Source organism: Cupriavidus sp. FW306-01-F10A (genome assembly GCF_058782785.1).
Genome location: NZ_JBYSYA010000014.1, coordinates 142747 through 165189 on the forward strand (window position 1 = coordinate 142747; position 22443 = coordinate 165189).

General features: G+C 68.4%; 22 protein-coding genes. 12 read left to right on the plus strand and 10 right to left on the minus strand.

From position 1 onward, the window contains the following. Positions 1–92: 92 nt before the first annotated feature. Entirely contained in the window at positions 93–2993 is a 2901-nt protein-coding gene (locus AC3WLF_RS20500) for an EAL domain-containing protein (RefSeq protein ID WP_492318789.1), read from the plus strand. Between the two features lie 21 nt (positions 2994–3014). Here the strand turns inward: AC3WLF_RS20500 and AC3WLF_RS20505 are convergent, their stop codons facing one another. From AC3WLF_RS20505 to AC3WLF_RS20515, 3 genes are all read right to left on the minus strand, one after another. Then, positions 3015–3521 (minus strand): DUF3318 domain-containing protein, encoded by a 507-nt coding sequence (locus AC3WLF_RS20505; RefSeq protein WP_492318788.1) that lies wholly within the window; start codon positions 3519–3521, stop codon positions 3015–3017. Further along, a complete protein-coding gene (locus AC3WLF_RS20510; RefSeq protein WP_492353328.1) occupies positions 3518–3898 on the minus strand; it encodes a phage holin family protein in 381 nt (126 codons plus the stop codon). The genes AC3WLF_RS20505 and AC3WLF_RS20510 overlap by 4 nt, the downstream gene beginning before the upstream one ends. Positions 3899–4067: 169 nt before the next feature. Further along, positions 4068–4394 (minus strand): ElaB/YgaM/YqjD family protein, encoded by a 327-nt coding sequence (locus tag AC3WLF_RS20515; protein ID WP_010813729.1) that lies wholly within the window; start codon positions 4392–4394, stop codon positions 4068–4070. Positions 4395–4650: 256 nt separating this feature from the next. Between AC3WLF_RS20515 and AC3WLF_RS20520 the strand changes: the two genes are divergently transcribed. Further along, entirely contained in the window at positions 4651–5289 is a 639-nt protein-coding gene (locus tag AC3WLF_RS20520) for a peroxiredoxin (protein WP_492318786.1), read from the plus strand. A 149-nt stretch (positions 5290–5438) separates the two neighbouring features. Here the strand turns inward: AC3WLF_RS20520 and AC3WLF_RS20525 are convergent, their stop codons facing one another. Further along, positions 5439–6632 (minus strand): acyl-CoA dehydrogenase, encoded by a 1194-nt coding sequence (locus AC3WLF_RS20525; protein WP_010813727.1) that lies wholly within the window; start codon positions 6630–6632, stop codon positions 5439–5441. Positions 6633–6880: 248 nt separating this feature from the next. Here AC3WLF_RS20525 and AC3WLF_RS20530 point away from each other — a divergent pair, with 248 nt between their 5' ends. Then, positions 6881–7690 (plus strand): IclR family transcriptional regulator, encoded by an 810-nt coding sequence (locus AC3WLF_RS20530; RefSeq protein WP_340526275.1) that lies wholly within the window; start codon positions 6881–6883, stop codon positions 7688–7690. Between the two features lie 24 nt (positions 7691–7714). Here AC3WLF_RS20530 and kynA read toward each other — a convergent pair whose 3' ends face one another. Genes kynA through kynB form a run of 3 tightly spaced genes read right to left on the minus strand, consistent with a single transcriptional unit; the run spans position 7715 to position 10555 of the window. Further along, positions 7715–8599, minus strand: coding sequence for a tryptophan 2,3-dioxygenase (gene kynA / locus AC3WLF_RS20535; RefSeq protein WP_492318785.1), 885 nt, complete (start codon positions 8597–8599; stop codon positions 7715–7717). A 13-nt stretch (positions 8600–8612) separates the two neighbouring features. Beyond that, positions 8613–9869 carry a kynureninase gene (gene kynU / locus AC3WLF_RS20540; protein ID WP_492318784.1) on the minus strand — a complete coding sequence of 419 codons (1257 nt, stop codon included), beginning with the start codon at positions 9867–9869 and terminating at the stop codon, positions 8613–8615. 35 nt (positions 9870–9904) lie between these two features. Beyond that, positions 9905–10555 (minus strand): arylformamidase, encoded by a 651-nt coding sequence (kynB, locus tag AC3WLF_RS20545; RefSeq protein WP_340525972.1) that lies wholly within the window; start codon positions 10553–10555, stop codon positions 9905–9907. Positions 10556–10713: 158 nt separating this feature from the next. Between kynB and AC3WLF_RS20550 the strand changes: the two genes are divergently transcribed. Continuing rightward, positions 10714–11196, plus strand: a complete 483-nt coding sequence (locus AC3WLF_RS20550; protein WP_010813722.1) for an Lrp/AsnC family transcriptional regulator — start codon at positions 10714–10716, stop codon at positions 11194–11196. On the opposite strand, the gene AC3WLF_RS20555 is transcribed toward AC3WLF_RS20550, so the two are convergent. Together AC3WLF_RS20555 and AC3WLF_RS20560 are read right to left on the minus strand one after the other, a co-directional pair. Next, on the minus strand, positions 11193–11648 hold the full coding sequence (locus tag AC3WLF_RS20555; RefSeq protein WP_492318783.1) for a MarR family winged helix-turn-helix transcriptional regulator: 456 nt from the start codon (positions 11646–11648) through the stop codon (positions 11193–11195). The two genes, AC3WLF_RS20550 and AC3WLF_RS20555, sit on opposite strands and share 4 nt — an antisense overlap. A gap of 16 nt (positions 11649–11664) precedes the next feature. Beyond that, entirely contained in the window at positions 11665–12222 is a 558-nt protein-coding gene (locus AC3WLF_RS20560; RefSeq protein WP_492318886.1) for a flavin reductase family protein, read from the minus strand. A 156-nt stretch (positions 12223–12378) separates the two neighbouring features. On the opposite strand from AC3WLF_RS20560, the gene AC3WLF_RS20565 reads away from it, so the two are divergent. The 5 genes from AC3WLF_RS20565 to msrA all read left to right on the plus strand — a co-directional run bounded on the left by AC3WLF_RS20565 (position 12379) and on the right by msrA (position 17762). After that, a complete protein-coding gene (locus tag AC3WLF_RS20565; protein ID WP_492358741.1) occupies positions 12379–13449 on the plus strand; it encodes a 2,5-dihydroxypyridine 5,6-dioxygenase NicX family protein in 1071 nt (356 codons plus the stop codon). Beyond that, the gene (locus AC3WLF_RS20570) at positions 13446–14267 is read left to right on the plus strand and encodes an alpha/beta fold hydrolase (protein WP_492318781.1); all 822 of its coding nucleotides are present in this window, start codon (positions 13446–13448) and stop codon (positions 14265–14267) included. Before AC3WLF_RS20565 ends, AC3WLF_RS20570 begins: the two co-directional genes overlap by 4 nt. Before the next feature lie 88 nt (positions 14268–14355). Continuing rightward, on the plus strand, positions 14356–15609 hold the full coding sequence (locus tag AC3WLF_RS20575) for an acyl-CoA dehydrogenase family protein (RefSeq protein ID WP_492358742.1): 1254 nt from the start codon (positions 14356–14358) through the stop codon (positions 15607–15609). Next, a complete protein-coding gene (locus AC3WLF_RS20580) occupies positions 15606–17141 on the plus strand; it encodes a class I adenylate-forming enzyme family protein (protein WP_492358743.1) in 1536 nt (511 codons plus the stop codon). The genes AC3WLF_RS20575 and AC3WLF_RS20580 overlap by 4 nt, the downstream gene beginning before the upstream one ends. A 78-nt stretch (positions 17142–17219) precedes the next feature. Continuing rightward, on the plus strand, positions 17220–17762 hold the full coding sequence (gene msrA / locus AC3WLF_RS20585; RefSeq protein ID WP_492358744.1) for a peptide-methionine (S)-S-oxide reductase MsrA: 543 nt from the start codon (positions 17220–17222) through the stop codon (positions 17760–17762). A 35-nt stretch (positions 17763–17797) separates the two neighbouring features. Here msrA and AC3WLF_RS20590 read toward each other — a convergent pair whose 3' ends face one another. Next, positions 17798–18544 (minus strand): IclR family transcriptional regulator, encoded by a 747-nt coding sequence (locus AC3WLF_RS20590; RefSeq protein WP_492318777.1) that lies wholly within the window; start codon positions 18542–18544, stop codon positions 17798–17800. A 159-nt stretch (positions 18545–18703) separates the two neighbouring features. Here AC3WLF_RS20590 and AC3WLF_RS20595 point away from each other — a divergent pair, with 159 nt between their 5' ends. From AC3WLF_RS20595 to AC3WLF_RS20605, 3 genes are read left to right on the plus strand one after another with little or no spacing between them, the layout of a single operon-like run. Further along, positions 18704–20323 carry an acyl-CoA carboxylase subunit beta gene (locus AC3WLF_RS20595; protein WP_492358745.1) on the plus strand — a complete coding sequence of 540 codons (1620 nt, stop codon included), beginning with the start codon at positions 18704–18706 and terminating at the stop codon, positions 20321–20323. Between the two features lie 53 nt (positions 20324–20376). Continuing rightward, a complete protein-coding gene (locus AC3WLF_RS20600; protein WP_492318775.1) occupies positions 20377–21537 on the plus strand; it encodes an acyl-CoA dehydrogenase family protein in 1161 nt (386 codons plus the stop codon). 34 nt (positions 21538–21571) lie between these two features. Further along, the gene (locus AC3WLF_RS20605; RefSeq protein ID WP_492358746.1) at positions 21572–22417 is read left to right on the plus strand and encodes an enoyl-CoA hydratase/isomerase family protein; all 846 of its coding nucleotides are present in this window, start codon (positions 21572–21574) and stop codon (positions 22415–22417) included. Positions 22418–22443: the final 26 nt, after the last annotated feature.

Below are 22443 nucleotides of genomic sequence, written 5' to 3' on the forward strand. Positions count from 1 at the left end.
CCACAGGCCCTTTTTGCGTCTGGCATGCCCCGCTAACGGGGGGGTGCTTTAACTAGTTCGAGGTAGAGACTTAGGACTGCCTGCGCAGCACAATGGATCAGCCGCGGCGTGTTGACCGCGGTCCATCAGGATGGCCGCGAGACACGGCCCACCAACAAGACCCTATGCGGCAAGCAGGCGTTTCCTTGCCGGCCAGCGGGCACGTGCTGCGCATTATCTGGCCGTTCGTACCGGTGGTCGTTGCGCTGGCGTTGTTCTGCATCGCCAGCCTGGACCTGTTGTCGGCCGCGCGCGCCTTTGTCGCGGGCGAGAGCCAGTGGTCCAAAGGCCAGAAGAACGCCGTGCTGCACCTGCTGCGCTACGGCGAGGATCGTGATCCGGCGGATTTCGAGGCATACCTGGAGTCGATCGCGATCCCGCTGGGCGACCACCGCGCGCGCCTGGAGCTCGACCGCGACGAGCCTGACCTGGAGCGCATCCATGAAGGGCTGCTTGCCGGCGGCAACCATCCCGAAGACATTCCGCGGATGGTGCGGCTCTACCGGAATTTCCGCCATATCCAGGAGGTCGATGCCGCGATTCGCGTGTGGGCCGCGGGCGACATCGAGATCTTTGCGCTGCACGAACAGGCGCTGACCCTGCGCCGGCTGACCAGCCAGCCCGGCTGCGGCGATGAGTGCGTGGCGCCGGTGCTGCGCAACATTGCGCGGATCGACGCCAGGCTGACGCCGCTGGAGCGGGCCTTTTCGGGCCATCTGGGCCAGGCCTCGCGCCGCGTGACGCGGCTGCTGACCAACGGCAGCGCGGTGATGGCGGCCGCGCTGCTGATGTCGGCGATCCTGCTGTCGGTGGGGCCGCTGCGGCGCGAGCGCCGGCTGCGCGAGGCGCTGGCGCAGCGCGAAGAGCAGCTGCAGCTGGCGGTGGAGGGCAGCAACGACGGCCTGTGGGACTGGCATCTCGGCCGCGGCGAGCTGTACTTCTCGCCGCGCTGCGCGCAGATGCTGGGCTACCAGGACACCGAGCTGCCGCATGCGCGCGAAACCGTGCTGGGCCTGCTGCATCCTTCCGAGCTGGCTGCCTTCGAGGCCAAGCTGGCGCACCATCTGCGCAGCGGCGAGCCCTACGATGCCGAATTCCGCCTGCGCAACCGTGCCGGCGATTACCTGTGGGTGCGCGCCCGCGGCCGGCTGGTGCGCGGGGCGGGGCGCCGGCGCGCGCGCATGGCGGGGTCGCTCACGGATATTTCCGACCACAAGCGCTACGAGACCCAGCTCTTTGCCGAGAAGGAGCGCGCCCAGGTCACGCTGCAGGCCATCGGCGACGCGGTGGTGACGGCCGATGTGTGGGGGCGCGTGGAATCGCTCAACCCCGCGGCCGAGGCCCTGACCGGCTGGCGCGAAGCCGACGCCCGCGGCCTGCCGCTGAGCAGCGTGTGCGTGCTGCGCGACGAGGAAAGCCTGGCGCCGCTGCCCGATATTGTCACGCTGGCGTTGCGGCAGCGCTGGCGCAGCCGGTCGGCGCAGCTGGTGCAGCGCGATGTGTCCGGGCTGCCCGGACAGGCGCTGGCGGTCAAGCCATCGGTAGCGCTGATCCGCGACCGTGCCGCGCAGGCCATCGGCGTGGTGGTGGTGCTGCACGATATCAGCCAGGAACGCGCCCATGCGGCGCGGCTGGCGTACGAGGCCAGCCACGATGCGCTGACCGGCCTGGTCAACCGCGCCGAGTTCGAGCGCCGGCTGGACGCGGCGATCACGCGGGCACGGGTGCAGGGCACCACCCATACGCTGATGTACCTGGACCTGGATCAGTTCAAGGTGGTCAACGACACCTGCGGCCATGCCGCCGGCGACGAGCTGATCCGGCAGATGGCTGAGGTCATGCGCAGCCAGCTGCGCCGCAGCGACACGCTGGCCCGGTTGGGCGGCGACGAGTTCGGCGTGCTGCTGGAGCAATGCGGCCACGCCGACGGCGAACGCGTGGCCGAGGCCTTGCGCCACGCCATTGCCTGTTTCCGCTTTGCGCATCGCCAGCGCACCTTCACGCTGGGTGTCAGCATTGGCCTGGTGACGCTGGACCGCCAGACCGTCAACGTCGCCGAGGCGCTGAGCGCGGCCGACGCGGCCTGCTACGTGGCCAAGGAGGGCGGGCGCAACCGCGTGCAGGTCTACCATCCGCTGGACAGCGTGGTGCAGGCGCGCCACGGCGAGATGGAGTGGGTCAGCCGCGTGCATGCGGCGCTGGCGGCTGGCCGCTTCTGCCTGTACTCGCAGGAGATCGTGCCGGCGCACGATGGCGCGCTGCCGCAGACGGGCCGCCATGTGGAACTGCTGCTGCGCATGGTCGATGAACGTGGCCGGCTGGTGCCGCCGATGGCCTTCTTGCCGGCCTGCGAGCGCTACAACCTGATGCCGATGATCGACCGCTGGGTGGTCGAGACCGCGTTTCGCACCCTGGCGGGACGGCAGGCGGAGATTGCCACCTGCGCGATCAACCTGTCAGGCTCGTCGCTGGCGGACCTCCAGTTTCCCGACTTCGTGCGCGAGCAGGCGCAGCGCTTCGGCATTGCGCTGGACGGCATTTGCTTCGAGATCACGGAAACCGCAGCGATCTCCAACCTGGCGCAGGCCGGCGCGTTCATCCTGCAGCTGCAGCAGCTGGGCTGCAAGTTTGCGCTGGATGACTTCGGCGCGGGCATGTCTTCGTTCACCTACCTGAAGCACCTGCCGGCGGCCTACCTGAAGATCGACGGCAGCTTCGTGCGCGACATGCTGGCCGACCCGGTCAACCTGGTGATGGTGGAGGTGATCCAGCGCATCGGCCACGCCATGGGCAAGCAGACCATTGCGGAATTCGTTGAGAGCGAGGCCATGCTCGAACGGCTGCGCGAGCTGGGCGTAGACCTGGTGCAGGGCTACCACATTGCGCAGCCGGTGCCGTTTGCCCCGGCGGATCCCAACGCCGGCGACCGGGCGGCGCTGGCGCTGGCGGGCTGAGCCGCCAGGCCCGGCGGCGGGTCAGGGAACGAGCGGGTCGCGGAAGCCGGTATCGGCGCCGGGCGGGGTGCCGGCCGGCGCGGGCGTCGGCGCGGTTGCGGGCGGCACGGCCTGGTGCCTGGCTTCGCGCCAGGTGTTGTACACCCAGTAGGCGGCGCCGGCTGCCAGGCCGACCTTGGACAGCTTCCAGGTCCAGCGCAGCACCGGCGTGCGCTTGACCAGCGGCAGCGCCAGCGTCATTACGGTGCTCAGCAGCGGGTAGTCCTTGGTCATGCCGACCACTTTCATCCACGACCCCGGACGGGCGATGCGCGGCAGCCAGTGGCCGATAGTGCCCAGGCGGTGCGCGCCAGCCCGCACCTCATGCAGGGCCTGCAGGCAGTCGTAGCGTTCCAGCGCGGCGCGGGTCAGCAGCAGTTCCTTGCGCACCGCCAGCGGCAGGCGCACCTCTTGCGTGAACCGGGCCCGCCGCGGGTGTTCGCGGCGGTCGTGTCCGGCAGCGCTGTCGTCGGGTTCCAGGGGGCTCATCGGCGCAGGATCTCCCGGTCTTTGTCGATTTCGGCGAGCGTGGCCTCCAGCATCGGCGGGGCGTTGCGCACCAGGTTGCGTGCGTACGCCAGGCAAATCGCGCACAGCACCAGGTAAAGGACCGTCAGTGCGCCCAGTGCCTGCCAGCGGTAGGTGTCCCAGAACAGGATGGCGATCAGCCCGGTCAGCGTGACCAGCCCGATGCCAAAGAACACCAGGCCGAAGCAGGCCAGCAGCGCGACCTTCATCAGGCGCGTGCGTTCCTCGGCAAGCTCCACGCTGGCGAGTTCGAGGCGGGTCTGGACCATGGCCACCAGCGAGCCGGCCAGGTTGCGCACGGATTCGAGGAGCTTGGGGGAAGGGGGGGATTCGCTCATGCGGCTCCGGCGTGAAAGAGCGGCGCGACGGCGTGGGCCGTACGCGCCTTTCCAGCAGGCGGGCCGGGTGTGGCGGCTGTTGTGTCGCCAGCCCCGGCCACTGGCAACCCGATGACCGGGTTGCCGCTCAGGCGCGGCACACCAGCACGCCGCGCCGGGTTGGAATCGCTTACTTGCGGTTCAGCAGCAGACCGATCAGCAGGCCTACGCCGGCCGCCACGCCCACGGCGCGCCACGGGTGGTCATGCACGTAGTCGTCGGTGGCGCGTGCCGCGGCCTTGCTCTTGGTCACGACGGCGTCTTGCAGGTCCTGGGCCTTTTCCTTGGCTTGCTTGAGCAGGCCCATGCCACGCTCGCGCAGTTCGGCGGCCTTTTCCCCGGTGGTCGAGGCGGCTTGCTTCAGCAGTTCCTCGGCGTCGGACAGAACGGTCTTGACATCGCTCATCAGTTTCTCCTGTTTGCGGGCGGTTGGTTCGGTTTGTGCGGATTCTGACATTTTCTACGCTCCGAGGCTAACGGCAATTGTCGGTCTGATACTTAGCATATGTGGCGGGCGGCCGTGGTTTCAAGGCTGCAAGCCAGTGCGCGTGCCGCTTCGCTGCCTAGTATCGTCAGCATGCCGGAAAGCAAGCCTGATGAATGTCAGAAAATGTCTATATGACTTCGAGTGATTTTGTAGTGACTTTATATTCGTTTGGGTTGGATATCAATCCGGATACTCTGGTTCCACCCCGAAATCAGGAGAACAGAACATGGCTTTGCGTCTTGGCGATATCGCCCCGGACTTCGAGCAGGATTCGAGCGAAGGCCGCATTGGCTTCCATGCGTGGCTTGGCGACAGTTGGGGCGTGCTGTTCTCGCACCCGGCCGACTACACCCCCGTGTGCACCACCGAGCTGGGCCTGACCGCGAAGCTGAAGGATGAATTCGCACGCCGCGGCGTCAGGGCGATCGCGTTGTCGGTGGACAACGTGGACTCGCACCGCGGCTGGATCCAGGATATCAACGAGACCCAGTCGACCACGGTCAACTTCCCGATCCTGGCCGATGGCGACCGCAAGGTGTCGCAACTCTACGACATGATCCACCCGAACGCGAACGAGACCCTGACGGTGCGCTCGCTGTTCATCATCGACCCGAAGAAGAAGGTGCGCCTGATCATCACCTATCCGGCCAGCACCGGGCGCAATTTCAACGAGATCCTGCGCGTGATCGACTCGCTGCAGCTGACCGACAACCACAGCGTGGCCACGCCGGGCAACTGGCAGGACGGCGACGACGTGGTGATCGTGCCCTCGCTGAAGGACGAGGCGGTGATCCGCGAGAAATTCCCCAAGGGCTACCAGGCGGTGCGGCCGTACCTGCGCCTGACGCCCCAACCCAACAAATGAACGCGGCCCCGCGTGAAGGCGGGGCCGGCGTGCAGGACAGGCGTTTTATCGACGGGGGCAGCCTCGTCGTCTCCTTGGTAGTGTGCTTGGCCCGGCTTTGCAGCCGGGCTTTTTTATTGCGGAGAGCTGTCCGTTGGTCGCGGATGCGATCAGAAGAAGGCCTGGAGGCCGGTCTGGGCACGGCCCAGGATCAGCGCGTGGATGTCGTGGGTGCCTTCATAGGTGTTGACCACCTCCAGGTTCACCACGTGGCGGATCACGCCGAACTCATCCGAGATGCCGTTGCCGCCCAGCATGTCGCGCGCCACGCGGGCGATGTCGAGCGACTTGCCGCACGAGTTGCGCTTCATGATCGAGGTGATTTCCACTGCGGCGGTGCCTTCGTCCTTCATGCGGCCCAGGCGCAGGCAGCCTTGCAGGCCGAGCGTGATCTCGGTCTGCATGTCGGCCAGCTTCTTCTGCACCAGCTGCGTGGCGGCCAGCGGGCGGCCGAACTGCTTGCGGTCCAGGGTGTACTGGCGCGCGGTGTGCCAGCAGAATTCGGCGGCGCCCAGCGCGCCCCAGGCGATGCCGTAGCGGGCCGAGTTCAGGCACGTGAACGGGCCCTTCAGGCCGCTCACGCCCGGCATGATGTTCTCTTCCGGCACGAACACCTGGTCCAGCACGATTTCGCCGGTGATCGAGGTGCGCAGGCCGACCTTGCCGTGGATGGCAGGTGCCGACAGGCCCTTCCAGCCTTTTTCGAGGATAAAGCCGCGGATCGCTTCCTTGCCGTCGTCGCCTTGCAGCTTGGCCCAGACCACGAACACGTCGGCGATCGGCGAGTTGGTGATCCACATCTTGGCGCCGGTCAGCTCATAGCCGCCGTCGACCTTCTTGGCGCGGGTGACCATCGAGCCCGGGTCGGAGCCGTGGTTCGGCTCGGTCAGGCCGAAGCAGCCGATCCATTCGCCGGTGGCCAGCTTGGGCAGGTACTTCTGCTTCTGCGCTTCGGTGCCGAATTCAAAGATCGGCACCATCACCAGCGACGACTGCACGCTCATCATCGAGCGGTAGCCCGAATCGACGCGCTCGACTTCACGGGCGATCAGGCCGTAGCTGACGTAGTTCAGGCCCGGGCCGCCGTATTGCTCCGGGATGGTGGGGCCGAGCAGGCCCAGTTCGCCCATCTCGCGGAAGATCTCCACGTCGGTCTTCTCGTTGCGGAACGACTGCAGCACGCGCGGCATCAGCTTGTCCTGGCAGTACGCCGCGGCGGCGTCGCGCACCATGCGTTCGTCGGCGGTCAGTTGCTGGTCCAGCAGCAGGGGGTCGGCCCAGTGGAATTCGGCGTTGGCAGCCATGCAGGTCTCCTTCGGTAGCGCGGGGGGAAGCATCGGGGGCGGGGCGAATGGTCGCTTGCCGCACCGGCGCTTCCGGGAATCATGACGGGTTCGGTGATCTTCGCGGAGGGTTTTTGTAGTTCCGCATTGCGGAACTGTGTTCCGTTGAATTAGTATATCGCAATGGCTTTGCCGTGCAACAGGCAAAACCCCCGACACCCATGCCTTTGTGCGATGAGCGGACAACCGCCGACCTGAGAGGAGCCGCCTTGACCAGTCCGTCACTTTCTCCCGATGCCACGCCGCCCGCGCCGGTGCGCGACAGCGATCCCAACTTCGTTACCGCGCTGGCGCGCGGGCTGGAGCTGATGCGCTGCTTCCGCACCGGCGAGGCAATGCTCGGCAACCAGGACTTCGTGCGCCGCACTGGCTTCCCCAAGGCCACGGTGAGCCGGCTGGCCGGCACGCTGGTGCAGCTCGGTTACCTGCGCTATGACGAAAGCCTGGGCAAGTACGCGCTGGATGCCGGCGTGCTGGCGCTGGGCTATGCCTACCTGTCGGCGTCGGACGTGGTGTCGCTGGCGCGGCCGCATATGCTGGCGTTCGCGCAGTCGTACGGGGTCTCGGTCTCGCTGGGCAAGCGCGAGCGCATGGAAGTGATCTACCTGGAATCGATCCGCAACGATGCGGGCGTGATGCTGGGGCTGGGCGTGGGCTCGCGGCTGTCGCTGGTGTCCAGTTCGATGGGGCGGGCATACCTGGCCGCGCTGCCGGCGGCGCGGCGCGAGCGGGTCATGGCTGAGTTCAGCCAGGCGTTCCCGGAACAGTGGAAGCAGCAGGAGACGGCCACGCGCGCCGCCCTGGCCGAGGCGCAGCAGCGCGGCTATGCGGCGTCGTTCCGCGACTGGCATCCGGCCATCCATGCCTGTGCGGTGGCGTTCCGGCCGGTGGGGGAGAAGGAGCTGCACATGCTGAGTTGCAGTGCTTCCTATGGGGCGGTGGATGAATCGGTGTTCCACCAGACGCTGGCGCCGGCGTTGCGGGCGCTCGCGGCAAGGTTGTCGGACCCGGCGGGGTGACGGCCAGGTCCGACGCGCAAGGCGTTACAGGTCGGTGCGCAGCTTCCACAGTTCCGGGAACAGCACCACATCCAGCATCTTGCGCAGGTAGCTGACGCCCTCGGTGCCGCCGGTGCCGCGCTTGAAGCCGATCACGCGTTCGACCGTGGTCACATGGCGGAAGCGCCACTGGCGGAACGAATCCTCCAGGTCCACGAACTTCTCGCCCAGCTCGTACAGCTCCCAGTGCGCCGACGGATTGCGATAGACCTCCAGCCACGCCGCCTCGACCGAGGCGTTGTACGCAGTCGGCTGGGTCCAGTCCCGCTCCACGCAATCCGCATCGACCGCAAAACCACGTCGTGCCATCAGCCGGATCGCCTCGTCATAAAGCGACGGCGTCTTCAGCGCGGTCTCCACCAAGGCCAGGTGCTCCGGCCGGTGCGCATGCGGTTTCAGCATGGCCGCGTTCTTGTTGCCGAGAATGAACTCGATCTCGCGATACTGGAACGACTGGAAGCCCGACGACATCCCCAGGTAAGGCCGCATCGCGGAATACTCCGGCGGCGTCATCGTCGCCAGCACGTTCCACGCCTGCACCAGCTGGTCCATGATGCGCGACACCCGCGTCAGCATCTTGAACGCAGGCGGCAGGCTGTCGGCCTTGACCGACTCGCGCGCGGCGCGCAGCTCGTGCAGCATCAGCTTCATCCACAGCTCGGTGGTCTGGTGCTGCACGATAAACAGCATCTCGTTGTGGTCCGGCGACAGCGGGTGCTGCGCATTCAGGATCTGGTCCAGGCCGAGATAGTCGCCATAGCTCATGTCCTTGGCGAAATCCATCTGCGCGCCGTGCCAGCCGTCGCCCTGTGCTTTCGTGCCTGCCTCGCTGGCCGCGGCGGAGAAGGGGCATCCCTTGAATTCACTCATGATGCGCTCCCGATCAGGTCACCTGGCCGCGCGTCTGGAAGCGCGCGTCGCGATAGGCGCCGCTGTCCAGCACGTCGCGCAGGATTTCCACAGCATCCCACACCTCGGCGAAGCTGGTGTACAGCGGCGTGAAGCCGAAGCGGGCGATGCGCGGCTCGCGGTAGTCGCCGATCACGCCCCGCTCGATCAGGGCCTGCACCAGCGCATAGCCGTCCGGGTGCTCCAGGCTGACCTGGCTGCCGCGGCGCGCGTGCTCGCGCGGCGTGACCAGCGTCAGCGGGTGGTGGCCGCAACGCGCCTCCACCAGTTCGATGAACAGGTCGGTCAGCAGCAGTGACTTGGCGCGCAGCACCTGCATATTGGTCTGGGCGAAGATGTCCAGGCCGCATTCGACCATCGCCAGCGAGGTCACAGGCTGCGTGCCGCACAGGAAGCGGCGCACGCCTTCCACCGGGCGATACTGCGGATCCATCGCGAACGGCGCGGCATGGCCCCACCAGCCCGACAGCGGCTGCCAGAAGGCATCGCGCAGCGCCGGCGCGACCCACACGAAGGCGGGCGAACCCGGGCCGCCGTTCAGGTACTTGTAGGTGCAGCCGATGGCGTAGTCGGCCCCGGCCGCCTTCAGGTTGACCGGCACCGCGCCGGCGGAGTGGCACAGGTCCCACACCGTGAGCGCGCCGCGGGCGTGGGCGAGTTCGGTCAGCGAGGCCATGTCGAGCATCTCGCCGGTCTTGTAGTTGACGTGCGTGAGCATCAGCACGGCGGTGTCGGCGCCCACGGCGGCGTCGATCTCGGCCGGCGAATTGACCAGGCGCAGCGAATAGCCCTGCTGCAGCAGATCGGCCAGGCCTTGCGCGATGTACAGGTCAGTGGGGAAGTTGCTGGCCTCCGACACGATCACCTTGCGCGCCGGGTCACGCGACTGCTGCACGCGCAGCGCCGCGGCCAGCACCTTGAACAGGTTGATCGAAGTGGTGTCGGTCACCACCACTTCATCCTGGCCGGCGCCGACCAGCGGGGCCAGCTTGTTGCCCAGCCGCTGCGGCAGCTCGAACCAGCCGGCGGTGTTCCAGCTGCGGATCAGGCCCTCGCCCCATTCCTCGGCCACCACCTGGGCGGCGCGCGCGGCGGCGGCGCGCGGGCGCGCGCCCAGCGAGTTGCCGTCGAGGTAGATCACGCCCTCGGGCAGCGCGAACTGGTCGCGCAGCGGGCGCAGCGGGTCTTGCTGGTCGAGCCGGATACAGTGCTCGCGGTCAAATGTCGTCATGTCGTGGGATTGGCCAGGGGTTGTTCGGGAATGGTTCAGTCGAGGCTGCGCAGCACCGCGCGCACCGGGCTGGCATCGAGCCCGGCAAAGCGCAGCGGCAGCGCGATCAGTTCGTAGTCGCCGGCATCGACCTCATCCAGCACGATGCCTTCCAGGATGGCCAGCCCGTGCCGGCGCACGGCGTTGTGCGCGTCCATGGTCTTGGATTCCTGCGGGTCCAGCGACGGTGTGTCGATGCCCACCAGTTGCACGCCGTGCGCGGCCAGCAGCGCGATGGTCTCGGCCGCGACCGCGCAGAAATGCGGGTCCCACTGCGCCAGCGGCGCCTGCCGGTAGGTGCGCAGCAGCACGCGCGGCGGCAGGCCGGCCAGCGCGTGTTCAATATGGCGCGGCTCGACCACGGGCGAGGCGCCGATGCAATGGATCACGCGGCAGGTGCCGAGGTAGGGCGTGAGCGGCACGGCGCCGATCGGCGCGCCGTCGGCAGCGTAGTGCAGCGGGGCGTCGGCGTGCGCGCCGGTATGCGGGGATAGCGTGATGCGGCCGACATTCACCGGGCAGTGCTCGTCTATCTGCCAGGCCGGCTGCTGCTGGAACGGCGTGTCGCCGGGCCAGACCGGGGTGGCGGGGGAGAGCGGCGGGCTGATGTCCCAGAGCCGGCGCGGGTCTTGATTGGGGGCGGTCATAAGGGTGCGCGGCGCCTTTGCAAGGCGCCGTCGTTGTCTGCCTCGATGACGGAAATCATAGTCAAAATTGCCGGCAAGAGGCTTGCTAAATGAACCGCCGATGCCATCATCTTTCGCATAAAATGCGAAGAATTGATGATTAGTCGAAGGAAATTCGAATGAACCTCGATCCCACCGACCTGCGCATCCTGACCTGCCTGCAGGAGAACGGCCGCATCAGCAACCAGGACCTGGCCGACCGCGTGGCGCTGTCGCCTTCGGCATGCCTGCGGCGGGTGCGGCTGCTGGAAGAGTCAGGAGTGATCGGCGGCTACCGCGCCTGGTTCGACGCCGAGCAGCTCGGGCTGGAGCTTGAGGCGATCGTGCAGGTGTCGATGCGCCATGACGTGGAAGGCTGGCACGACACCTTTATCGCCGCGGTTCAGTCATGGCCGGAAGTGCTGTCGGCGTACATCATCACTGGCGACAGCAACTACATCCTGCGGGTGCAGGCGCGCAACCTGAAGCACTACTCGGACTTCATCGTGAACCGGCTGTACCGCACCAAGGGCGTGATGGATATCCGCTCGAACATCGTGTTGCAGCGGATCAAGGTGGACAGTTCGCCGCTGGCGATCCTGAAGGCGGCGGAGGGCGCCTAGCGCTGCGTATGCAGCGCGATCAGCTGCCGCAGGGTTTCTTTCAGCAGCGCACCCTGGCGCGGGCCAAAGTCGTCCAGCACTGCGCGCTCGTGCTGGGCGGCGCGCGCCAGCAGCGGCTGGGCCAGCGCGAGGCCGCGCGGGGTGATCGAGATCAGCGCCTGGCGGCGGTCGGCCTGGCCGGCGCGGCGCGTCACCAGCCCGTCGGCGGCCATGCGGTCGACCAGCTTGGTCAGCGTCGGCTGCTTGGTCAGCGTGATTTCGGCGAGCGTGCCGATGGTGCAGTCGGGGCGGTCGGCCAGCGTGGCCAGCACGCGCCATTCCTGCACGGACAGGCCGCTGGCCTCCACTTCGCGGTGGAATTCGCCCGAGATCAGGTGGCTCGCGCGGGCCAGCAGGTAGGCCAGGTAGCCATCGACAAAGGGCAGGGGGGAGTGCGCGGGCAGGTCCGCCATGATGGGCCCGGTGCGGTCAGGGGACGAGGGGGGCGGTGGTGGTGAACTGGCCGCCCTGGAATACCAGCGGGCCGTCGCTGCCATCGAGCACGCCGCAGCGCTCGACCTCGCCCACGAAGATGATGTGGTCGCCCTCGTCGTAGCGGCTGCGGTTGTGGCATTCGAACCAGGCCAGGGCATTGGACAGGATCGGCAGGCCGGTGGCCGAGAGCCGGTAGTCGACGCCGGCGAAGCGGTCGCCCTTGAGGGTGGCGAAGCGCTGGCACAGCTCCAGCTGCGAGGCCGACAGCACGTTGATGATGTAGTGGGTGCCGTCGCGGAACATCGGCAGGCTGTTGGCGCGCGTGGCCATGCTCCACAGCACCAGCGGCGGATCCAGCGACACCGAATTGAACGAACTGGCGGTGATGCCGATGAACGGCGCCGCGCCGGCGGCGACCGACGCGGCGCTGGCGCGCGTAGTGATCACCGTCACCCCGGTTGCGAACTGCGACAGGGTGCGGCGGAAGTGCTGCGCATCGAAATCTGGTGCGGCGGCGCTGGTGATCTGTGGCTGGGCCTCAGGCATGCCCATGGGGGCTCCGCTGGAGTTCATGAAATTTCATATATATTATTCGCGCCATGGGCATCGAGTACAAGCCCGGCGACCACCAATCCGCGATGCGGGCGTTGGCTGGCGCACAAAAACAGGCGAGCCCTGCCGCCAGACAAGAACAACCGGAGACAAGTCATGCTCATCGAGCAGATCGAACACCGCTGGCTGGCGGCGTTCCGGCGCACGCTGGAACTCTGTGCCCTGCAGGGTGCGGAAGTCGTTGGAATTGTAACGGAGTCGCAATCCCGCCCTGTCAACGTGGCCTTGGCCGAACTGGCCGTGCAGTCGCTGGGCGCCACCCCGGTGCGGATCCAGGTGTCGACACCGGCACTTAGCGCGCCCGCGCCGGTGCGCTCCACCGGCGCCAGCGATGCCTTGCAGGGTCTCGCGCCGGTGGTGGCGGCCTTGTCACGCTGTCACCTGGTGCTGGACTGCACGGTGGAGGGCCTGCTGCACGCGCCGGAACTGCCGCTGATCCTGCGCGGTGCCGACGGCATCGTGCCGCGCATGCTGATGGTCAGCAACGAACATCCCGAGATCCTGGAACGCTGCCAGCCCGACCCGGCGCTGGAAGGCACCGTGCGCGCCGCCATGAAGCGCCTGCGCGGCGCGCGCGAGATGCGCGTGCATTCGCCGGCCGGCACCGAGCTGCGCATCGGCCTGGCCGACGCCCGCGTCGGCGGGGTCTGGGGCTTCTGCAACAAGCCCGGCCAGGTCTCGCACTGGCCCGGCGGGCTGTGCCTGGCGTTCCCGGCCAGCCGCCAGGTCAACGGCACGCTGGTGCTGGCGCCGGGCGACGTCAACCTGATCTTCAAGACCTACCTGCGCGATACCGTGGTCTGCCATATCGAGGACGACTACATCGTCGGCGTCGAGGGGCAGGGCGTCGACGCCGACATGATGCGCGGCTACTACCAGGCCTGGGCCGACCGCGAGGGCACGCGCGATGCGTATGCCGTCTCGCACGTGGGCTGGGGCCTGAACCGGCTGGCACGCTGGGACGCGATGACTTTCTACGACAAGCGCGACTGCAACGGCACCGAGCTGCGCGCGTTTGCCGGCAACTTCCTGTTCTCGACCGGCGCCAACGAGGTCGCCGGACGGCATACGCTGGGCCATTTCGACCTGCCGCTGCGCAACTGCACGGTGTCGCTGGATGGCCGCAACGAGTTGGAAGCGGGCACGCTGGTGGAGGTGGCGGCATGAGCGCGAGCGCGACGATGCAACGCCACGCCAACGGCATCGCCACGCTGGCCTGGGGCGATGGCCCGGTGGCGGTGGTGATGCTGCACGGCATCGGCGGCGGCAAGGCCGCCTGGCCCGCGCAGGGCGAGGCGCTGGCGCAGGCCGGCTACCGCGCCGTGGCCTGGGACATGCCCGGCTACGGCGACAGCGCCCTGATCGATCCCTATGACTTCGACGGGCTGGCGCAAGCGCTGGCGCCGCTGCTGCAGGCCGAGCGCGACGCCGGCCGGCGCGTGGTGCTGCTGGGCCACAGCATGGGCGGGATGGTGGCGCAGCAGGCCTGCGCGGCCGCGCCCGCGCTGATCGACGGCATGGTGCTGTCCGGCACCTCGCCCGCCTTTGGCAAGGGCGACGGGCCCTGGCAGCGCGACTTCATCGCCGCGCGCACCGCGCCGCTGGACGCCGGCAGGACCATGGCCGAGATGGCCGCCGGGCTGGTGCGCACCATGGTCGCGCCCGATGCCGAGCCACAAGCCGTGGCCTTTGCCACGGCGGTGATGGCGGCAGTGCCGGCGCCCACCTACCGCGCGGCGCTGGGTGCGCTGGTGCGCTTCAACCAGCGCGACGCGCTGCCGCGCATCGCGGTGCCGGTGCTGGCGCTGGCCGGGCAGCACGACACCAATGCCGCGCCCGAGGTGATGGAGCGCATGGCGCAGCGCACTCCCGGCGCCGAGTACCGCTGCCTGCCGGATGTCGGCCACCTGGCCTGCATGGAGCGGCCGGCGCTGTTCAACGAGGCAGTGCTGGATTTCCTGCACCGGCACTTCCCCGTGCACTGAACCACGCCGCTTCCCGGCAACGCAACACAAGAACCGCCGCCGCGCCGCCACTGCATCCGGCGCGAGCAGGAAAACAGGAGACCGCGACATGCCATCCGGCCAGCTCGACTTCATTCCCGCCATCGGTACGGCGGACGTCACCCCGCAACAAGCGCGCCTGCTGGCGCTGGCCAACCGCCTCGGCCGCGAGCGCTTCGCGGCGCGCGCAGCCACCTGGGACCGCGAGGCCAGCTTCCCCTTCGCCAACTATGCCGACCTGCGCGAGGCCGGCCTGCTGGCCCTGTGCGTGCCGCAGGCGTTCGGCGGCGAGGGCGCGGACTTTGCCACCTACTGCATGGTTGGCGCCGAGATCGGCCGCTTCTGCGGGGCCACGGCGCTGACGTACAACATGCATATCTGCTCGACCATGTGGACCGGCGTGCTGTCCGACGGCATCGACATGACGCCTGAGCAGCGCGCCGAGCACGAAGCCCGGCGCGAGCTGCATTTCTCGCGCGTGGTGCGCGACGGCGCGGTCTATGCGCAGCCGTTCTCCGAAGGCTCCGCTGCTGCCGCGGGCAAGGCGCCGTTCGGCACCACCGCGCACAAGGTCGAGGGCGGCTGGGTGCTGAACGGGCGCAAGATCTTCGCCTCGCTGTCGGGCGCGGCCGACTACTACGGCATCCTGTGCACCGAGGCCCGCGGCGACCAGCATCCCGACATGCGCGACACGCTCTATATCGCCGTGCCCGGCAATGCGGAAGGGCTGACCGTGACCGGCGAGTGGGACCCGATGGGCATGCGCGGGACGGTATCGCGCACGCTGCTGCTCAAGGACGTGTTCGTGCCCGACCATGAGCAACTGATGCCGCGCGGCGTCTACTATCGTGCTGCGCAGACCTGGCCGGCAATGTTCTTCACGCTGTCGCCGACCTACCTGGGCGTAGCCCAGGCCGCCTACGACTTCACCGTGCAGTACCTGCGCGGCGAGGTGCCGGGCCAGCCGCCGGTCAGGCGCCGCATGTACCCGACCAAGCAGATCGCGGTGGCGCAGATGCGCATCCAGCTGGAAACCATGCGCTCGCTCTTCTGGCGCGTGATCCATGAGGCCAGGCCCAATCCAACCAAGGACGAGCGCCTGCGCCTGTACGCCGCGCACTACACCGTGATGGAAGGCGCCAACGACATCGCCCGGCTGGCGATCCGCACCTGCGGCGGGCAGTCGATGCTCAAGGACCTGCCGCTGGAGCGGCTCTACCGCGACTCGCGCTGCGGCGCGCTGATGCTGCCCTGGACCGCCGAGCTGATCCTGGACCGCATGGGGCGCGAGACCCTGTACGAATCCGGCGAGCGCGACGAATGAGCGCCGCCAGCCGCGCCATGCGCGCGGGCGCCGCCGGGCTGGGCGCGCTGCCGGCCATGCTGCATGGCCATGCCGCCGCGGCGCCGGGGCGGCCGGCGTTGCACTACCTGGGCCGCACCTTCACCTACGGCAAGCTGTGGCGGCGCGTCGAGCGTGCCAGCGCCCACCTGGCAGCGACGTGGGGCATCCGCGCGGGCGACCGCGTCGGCACGCTGTGCCTGAACCACGAGCTGCAGCTGGTGCTGCTGTTCGCCTGCGCGCGTATCGGGGCGATGTTCGTGCCGCTGAACTACCGGCTGGCGCCGGCGGAGCTGCGTACCATCGCCGCCCACGCGCAACTGGCCGCGCTGTTCCACGACGAGCGCCATGCAGGGCTGGCGCGGGAGGCTGGCGGCGGCTGCCAGGCCGCGCATCTCGACCGGCTGATCGACCATCCCGCGCCGTTCGGCTTGGCCCATGCGCCGGTGCCGGACGATGCGCCGCTGCTGCTCGCCTACACCTCCGGCACCACCGGCAAGCCCAAGGGCGCGGTGCATACGCAGGCCGGGCTGCTGGCCAATGCGCGCGCCAGCTGGTGGGCGCACGGCATGACCGCGGACGACCACGTGCTGTCGGTGCTGCCGATGTTCCATGTCGGCGGGCTGTGCATCCAGACGCTGCCGGCGCTGCTGGCCGGGGCGCAGGTCACGCTGCACGACCGCTTTGCGCCGGATGCCTGGCTCGGCGCGGTTGCGCAGGCGCGGCCGAGCCTGTCGCTGATGGTGCCGGCCACGCTGCGCGCGGTGCTTGAGCATCCCGGCTGGCCCGGGGCCGACCTGTCGGCGCTGCGCGGCGTGATGGCAGGTTCGTCGACCATCCCGCTGTCGTATATCGAGGCCTTCCATGCGCGCGGCGTGCCGCTGGGGCAGGTCTATGGCGCGACCGAGACCGGTCCGGTGTCGGTGGTGCTGAAGCTGCAGGATGCGGTGGCCCGGCCTGGCTATGCCGGCTGGCCGCAGCCGGAAGCGCAAGTCCGGCTGGCCGGCCCGGACGGTGCCGAGGTGGCGCAGGGCGCAGTCGGTGAACTGTGGGTGCGCGGCGCCAACGTGATGGCTGGCTACTGGAACCAGCCTGATAACGGCCTGGCCGACGGCTGGTTCCATTCCGGCGACCTCGCGCACCGCGATGCCGGCGGCTGCATCGAAGTCGTCGGCCGCAGCAAGGACATGATCATCTCGGGTGGCGAGAACATCTATCCCGCCGAGATCGAGAACGTGCTGGTCGGCCTGCCCGGGGTGCAGGAGTGCGCGGTGGTCGGCGTGGCCGATGCGCGCTGGGGCGAGGTGCCGGTGGCGGTGATCGTGCCCGCGCCGGGCGCGCCGCGCGACGCGCTGGGGGCGGAGCCGCTGCGCGAACTGCTGGCCACGCGCATTGCCCGCTTCAAGCTGCCGCGCGAGGTGGTGCTGCTGGACGACCTGCCGCGCAGCGCGCTGGGCAAGGTGCTCAAGCCGCAACTGCGCGCGATGCTGGAGGCGTGGCGCCAGCCTGGCTGAATCTGCTGCAAGGGCGCCAATCTGCGCTTATGCTTGAGGCCGTGACACCACAGACGACAACGCAAGGGGGCGGCGCAAATGGAACATGGACTTGAAACGGCCACGCTGGGGGGCGGGTGCTTCTGGTGCCTGGAAGCGGTCTACCAGCAGGTCGATGGCGTGGTGGCGGTGGAGTCCGGTTATACCGGCGGGCACATGGATCACCCGACTTACCAGCAGGTTTGCGAGGGGGATACCGGGCACGTCGAGGTGGTCCGTGTCACCTTCGATCCGTCGGTGATCAACTTTCGCCAGATCCTGGAGATCTTCTTCGCCATCCATGACCCGACCACGCCGGACCGGCAGGGCAACGACGTGGGGCCGCAGTACCGGTCGGCGATCTTTACGCATTCGGAGGCGCAGCGGGCCACGGCGGAATACGTGATGCGGGAGTTGGCTGCCGCCAAGGTCTTTGATGCGCCGATCGTGACGCAGGTCGAGCCGGAGCAGCCGTACTGGCGCGCCGAGGCAAGTCACCAGAACTACTATCAGGACCATCCGAGCCAGGGGTACTGTGCCTTTGTGATCTCGCCGAAACTGGCCAAGTTTCGAAAGCAGTTTGGAGGGAAGTTGAGGAAGTAGGGACCGGGCGCCCGGGTCGGCGCCAAAAGCCGACCCTAGTTTCCCTGCGCAAACATCGCGCCGACAATCGCCCCCATCTCATGCCGCCGCGCCGCCGGCATCCGCGAGGCGGTCGACATGATGCTGATGGCGGCCTCGGCGCCCATTTCCAGGGGCAGTGCATAGCCCACGCCTGCCACCCCCTCCGCGCCGGCAAGCGCATAGCCCAGCTTGCGGGCGCGCTCTACGCCGCGCAACAGCCTGAGCAGGCTCAGGCCACCGGCCGCGTACTCGGCGCGGTGCCGCTCGTAATGCGCGCGCACCGCCTCGTTGTCCATCGTCGCCAGCAAGGCCATGCTGCCGGTGCCCTGGCCCAGCAGGCGGGAGGTGCCGGTCAGCAAGTGGAAGGTCTTGATGCGGTGGCTGCCTTCCTCGGTATGCAGGCAGTGCCCGTGGTCGCCGATGCGCACGGTCAGGAACACCGCATCGCCCGTGAGCCGGGCCAGCGCCTTCATCTTGCTCACCAGCACGCTGTTGGGCGGCGGCCGGTTCATCGCACGCAGGCCCAGCGCCATGGCGGCAGTGCCCAGGTGATAACGCTTGCCCGCCGACTCGCGCTCGATATACCCCGCGGATTCCAGGAAGCGCGCCATCCGGTGCGCGGTGGTACGGTCAATCTCCGCTATCGCGGCGAGTTCCGGCAGGGTCAGTCCCGCCTCGTGATGCTCGGCAAGCAGCCGGAGCAGGGCGAAGGCACGGGACAGGCTCTGCACGCCGCCGGGCGAGGGGGTCTTGGTTGGCATGGAAAGGTGCGTCGGGGAACGCTTTGGGGGTGGCGGATGCCGCGCCCCGCGTCCTGGGTTTCTGGCTTGTGCACATTATGCACAGACTGATCGATTGCGGTTGTCCCGGGCGGCGTGGTGGTTTGCAATCCATGCATCACGGAACCTCACGCAAGCGCCATGATTCCCATCGACTCACGCATCGACTCATCTTCCGACGCCTTCGCCAGCCAGCGCGCCGGCATGCAGGCCCTGATCGACCGCCTCCATGGCCTCGAACAGCGTGCCGTGGCCGCCTCGGAGCGCGCCCGGCCCACCTTTGCCAAACGCGGGGCACTGCTGCCGCGCGAGCGCATCGGCCGCCTGCTGGACGCAGGCGCGCCGTTCCTGCCGATTGCCACGCTGGCCGGCTTCGGCATGGACGACCCCGACCCCGAGACCTCCATCCCCGGCGGTTCGCTGGTGGCCGGCATCGGTTTCGTCTGCGGCGTGCGCTGCATGGTGCTGGCCACGGATTCCGGCATCGACGCCGGTGCCATGACCGAGGCCGGCAACATGAAGCTGATGCGCTGCCAGGAAATCGCGCTGGAAAACCGGCTGCCATTCATCCACCTGGTGGAATCGGCCGGCGCCAACCTGCGCAAGTACCGCGTTGACAAGTTCGTGCGCGGCGGCGCGCTGTTCTACAACCTGGCTCGCCTGTCCGCGGCCGGGCTGCCGGTGATCACGGTCGTGCATGGCTCGTCCACGGCGGGCGGCGCCTACATGCCGGGGCTGTCCGACTACGTGGTGATGGTGCGCAATCGCGCGCGCGCCTTCCTGGCGGGGCCGCCGCTGCTGAAGGCCGCCACCGGCGAGATCGCCACGGACGAGGAACTGGGCGGCGCCGACCTGCACGCCACGCTCAGCGGCCTGGCCGAATACCTGGCCGAGGACGACGAGCACGCGCTTGCCACCGCGCGCGATATTGTCGCCAGCCTGGACTGGCCGACCGTCGCGGCAGGGCCCGCGCAGCCCGCGCGCCCGCCGCGGCTCGACCCGTCGGAGCTGGATGGCGTGATGACGCTCGACATGAAGCGCCCGGTGGACATGCGCGAGGTGATCGCGCGCATCGTCGACGACTCCGCCTGGCTGCCGTTCAAGCCCGACTATGGCCCCGGCACGGTGTGCGGCCACGCCCGCATCGAAGGCAATACGGTCGGCATCATCACCAACAACGGTCCCATCGACCCGGCCGGCGCCACCAAGGCCGCGCAGTTCATCCAGCTATGCAACCAGTCGGACACGCCGATCGTGTTCCTGCAGAACACCACCGGCTTTATCGTCGGCCGCGCCTCGGAAGAGGCCGGCATGATCAAGCATGGCGCCAAGATGATCCAGGCGCTGTCGAACTCGACGGTGCCGCAGGTCACGCTGTACTGCGGGGCCTCGTTCGGGGCGGGCAACTTCGGCATGTGCGGGCGGGGCTTCCGGCCGCGCTTCTGCTTCTCGTGGCCGAACGCGCGCACCGCCGTGATGGGCGGCGAGCAGGCCGCCATGACGCTTGAGATCGTGGCGCGCCAGCAGGCCGCGCGCAAGGGCGTGCCGGTCGATGAGGCGCAGCTGGCCAGCCAGACCGCCGATATCGTTGCCAACTTCGAGCGCCAGGCCAGCGCCTTCATCACCAGCGGGCTGCTGCTGGACGACGGCGTGATCGACCCGCGCGACACGCGCGCCGTGCTGGCCTTCGTGCTGGCCACCGCGCGCGAGGCCAGCCTGCGCAAGCCGCATGCGATCCAGTTTGGCGTCGGGCGCTTCTGAGCGCCGGCGCCATCCAGACACGTCCCAAACGAACAAGACACCAGGAGACCACCATGCTTTACACGGAAGACCACCGCAACATCATGGACAGCATCCGCCGCTTCGTCTCGGCGGAGATCGATCCCTTCGTCGACGAGTGGGAAGCCGCCGAGATTTTCCCGGCGCATGCGCTGTTCAAGAAGATGGGCGACCTCGGCTTCCTCGGCATCACCAAGCCGATCGAATACGGCGGCATGGGGCTCGACTTCTCCTACGCCGTTGCCGCCGCCGAGGCGCTGGGCTATGCCCGCGCACAGGGCGTGGGCATGGGCGTGGGGGTGCAGACCGACATGGCGACGCCGGCGCTGACCGCGTTCGGCTCGGACGAGCTCAAGCGCAACTACCTGGCCCCTGCCATCGCCGGCGACATGGTGTGCTCCATCGGCGTGTCCGAAGCCGGCGCCGGTTCCGACGTGGCCTCGCTCAAGACCCGTGCGGTGCGTGATGGCGACGACTATGTCATCTCCGGCTCCAAGATGTGGATCACCAACGGCACCCAGGCCGACTGGATCTGCCTGCTGTGCAATACCTCCGACGGTCCGGTCCACAAGAACAAGTCGCTGATCGTGGTGCCTCTCAGGGAAGACGGCAAGCGCGTGCGCGGCGTGGAAGTGCAGAAGATCAGGAAGTTCGGCATGTGGTCGTCCGACACTGCGCAGATCTTCTTTGACGAAGTGCGCGTGCCGGTGCGCAACCGCATCGGCGACGAGGGCATGGGCTTTATCTACCAGATGAAGCAGTTCCAGGAAGAGCGGCTGAACGGCGCGGCGCGCCGGCTGGCCTGCAACGCGCTGATCGAGGAGACCGCCGACTACCTGCGCCAGCGCGTCGCCTTCGGCAAGCCGCTGCTCGACAACCAGTTCATCCAGTTCAAGCTGGCCGAGCTCAAGACCGAGATGGAGGCGCTGCGCGCGCTGGTCTACATGGCCACGCAGACCTATATCGATGGGGGCGATGTGATTGAACTGGCGTCGATGGCCAAGCTCAAGGCCGGGCGGCTGTCGCGCGAGGTGGCCGACTGGTGCATGCAGTTCCAGGGCGGCATGGGCTACACCTGGGACAACCACGCGTCGCGCGCCTATCGCGATTTCCGGCTGGGCTCGATCGGCGGCGGGGCGGACGAGGTCATGCTCCAGGTCATTGCCAAGCAGATGGGCCTGATGTCGCGCGGCTGACGCGATCCTGAACCAACTACCAGCCAGGATCGCCATGCCTGACAGCTCATGCAACGATGGCGTGATCGTGCGCCGCGCCGGCGGCGTACTGTTCGCCACCCTCAACATTCCTGCCACCCGCAATGCGCTGGCGCCCGAAGTGGTGGCCGCGCTGGCCGCCGTCGTGGCGCAGGCCGAAGCCGACCCGGAAGTGCGCGCGCTGGTGCTGCGCGGCGCCGGCGGCAGCTTCAGCGCAGGCGGCAACGTGGGCAGCTTCCAGTCCCGGCTCGATGCCGACACCAGCCAGGAAGACCCGGTCGCCACGCGCAACCGCCAGTTCGGCTACTTCATGGAGCGGCTGAGCGTGCTGCCGGTGCCGGTGATCGCCGCGGTTGAGGGCGCGGCCATGGGCGGCGGCATGGGCCTGGCCTGCGCGGCCGACATCGTGCTGGCTACGCGCGATGCGCGCTTTGCGTTGTCGGAGACCACGCTGGGCATCGTCGCCGCGCAGATCGCCCCCTTTGTGGTGCAAAGGCTGGGCGCTGCCGCCACGCGCCGCCTGGGCCTGACCGGCGAGCGCGTCAGTGGCGAGGCAGCGGCAGCCATCGGCCTGGTCGACCAGCTCGCGGCCGACAGCGCGGAGCTGGACGCCCTGATTGCCGAGTGGCTGACGCGCATCGGCCGTTGCGCCCCCAACGCCAATCGCGTGTTCAAGGCACTGGTCGGCCGCTGCGGCCACGAGCCGCTGGGCCCGCTGCTGGATCAGGCCTCGCGCCAGTTTGCGCAATGCATGCGGCGCGAGGGCGCCGAAGGCGTGGCGGCATTCCGCGACAAGCGCGATGCCGCCTGGACCGTTCGCTTCGATGCCGACACGGTGCGCGCCGCGCAGTCGACCGGCTGACCGCGCCGGCCGCATCTTCCAAGAGA

Excerpts from the sequence above, each read along its gene's own strand:
- AC3WLF_RS20500 (WP_492318789.1), top strand. The coding sequence starts at position 93 with ATGGATCAGCCGCGGCGTGTTGACCGCGGTCCATCAGGATGGCCGCGA.
- AC3WLF_RS20505 (WP_492318788.1), bottom strand. The coding sequence starts at position 3,521 with ATGAGCCCCCTGGAACCCGACGACAGCGCTGCCGGACACGACCGCCGC.
- AC3WLF_RS20510 (WP_492353328.1), bottom strand. The coding sequence starts at position 3,898 with ATGAGCGAATCCCCCCCTTCCCCCAAGCTCCTCGAATCCGTGCGCAAC.
- AC3WLF_RS20515 (WP_010813729.1), bottom strand. The coding sequence starts at position 4,394 with ATGTCAGAATCCGCACAAACCGAACCAACCGCCCGCAAACAGGAGAAA.
- AC3WLF_RS20520 (WP_492318786.1), top strand. The coding sequence starts at position 4,651 with ATGGCTTTGCGTCTTGGCGATATCGCCCCGGACTTCGAGCAGGATTCG.
- AC3WLF_RS20525 (WP_010813727.1), bottom strand. The coding sequence starts at position 6,632 with ATGGCTGCCAACGCCGAATTCCACTGGGCCGACCCCCTGCTGCTGGAC.
- kynA (WP_492318785.1), bottom strand. The coding sequence starts at position 8,599 with ATGAGTGAATTCAAGGGATGCCCCTTCTCCGCCGCGGCCAGCGAGGCA.
- kynU (WP_492318784.1), bottom strand. The coding sequence starts at position 9,869 with ATGACGACATTTGACCGCGAGCACTGTATCCGGCTCGACCAGCAAGAC.
- kynB (WP_340525972.1), bottom strand. The coding sequence starts at position 10,555 with ATGACCGCCCCCAATCAAGACCCGCGCCGGCTCTGGGACATCAGCCCG.
- AC3WLF_RS20550 (WP_010813722.1), top strand. The coding sequence starts at position 10,714 with ATGAACCTCGATCCCACCGACCTGCGCATCCTGACCTGCCTGCAGGAG.
- AC3WLF_RS20555 (WP_492318783.1), bottom strand. The coding sequence starts at position 11,648 with ATGGCGGACCTGCCCGCGCACTCCCCCCTGCCCTTTGTCGATGGCTAC.
- AC3WLF_RS20560 (WP_492318886.1), bottom strand. The coding sequence starts at position 12,222 with ATGGGCATGCCTGAGGCCCAGCCACAGATCACCAGCGCCGCCGCACCA.
- AC3WLF_RS20565 (WP_492358741.1), top strand. The coding sequence starts at position 12,379 with ATGCTCATCGAGCAGATCGAACACCGCTGGCTGGCGGCGTTCCGGCGC.
- AC3WLF_RS20570 (WP_492318781.1), top strand. The coding sequence starts at position 13,446 with ATGAGCGCGAGCGCGACGATGCAACGCCACGCCAACGGCATCGCCACG.
- AC3WLF_RS20575 (WP_492358742.1), top strand. The coding sequence starts at position 14,356 with ATGCCATCCGGCCAGCTCGACTTCATTCCCGCCATCGGTACGGCGGAC.
- AC3WLF_RS20580 (WP_492358743.1), top strand. The coding sequence starts at position 15,606 with ATGAGCGCCGCCAGCCGCGCCATGCGCGCGGGCGCCGCCGGGCTGGGC.
- msrA (WP_492358744.1), top strand. The coding sequence starts at position 17,220 with ATGGAACATGGACTTGAAACGGCCACGCTGGGGGGCGGGTGCTTCTGG.
- AC3WLF_RS20590 (WP_492318777.1), bottom strand. The coding sequence starts at position 18,544 with ATGCCAACCAAGACCCCCTCGCCCGGCGGCGTGCAGAGCCTGTCCCGT.
- AC3WLF_RS20595 (WP_492358745.1), top strand. The coding sequence starts at position 18,704 with ATGATTCCCATCGACTCACGCATCGACTCATCTTCCGACGCCTTCGCC.
- AC3WLF_RS20600 (WP_492318775.1), top strand. The coding sequence starts at position 20,377 with ATGCTTTACACGGAAGACCACCGCAACATCATGGACAGCATCCGCCGC.
- AC3WLF_RS20605 (WP_492358746.1), top strand. The coding sequence starts at position 21,572 with ATGCCTGACAGCTCATGCAACGATGGCGTGATCGTGCGCCGCGCCGGC.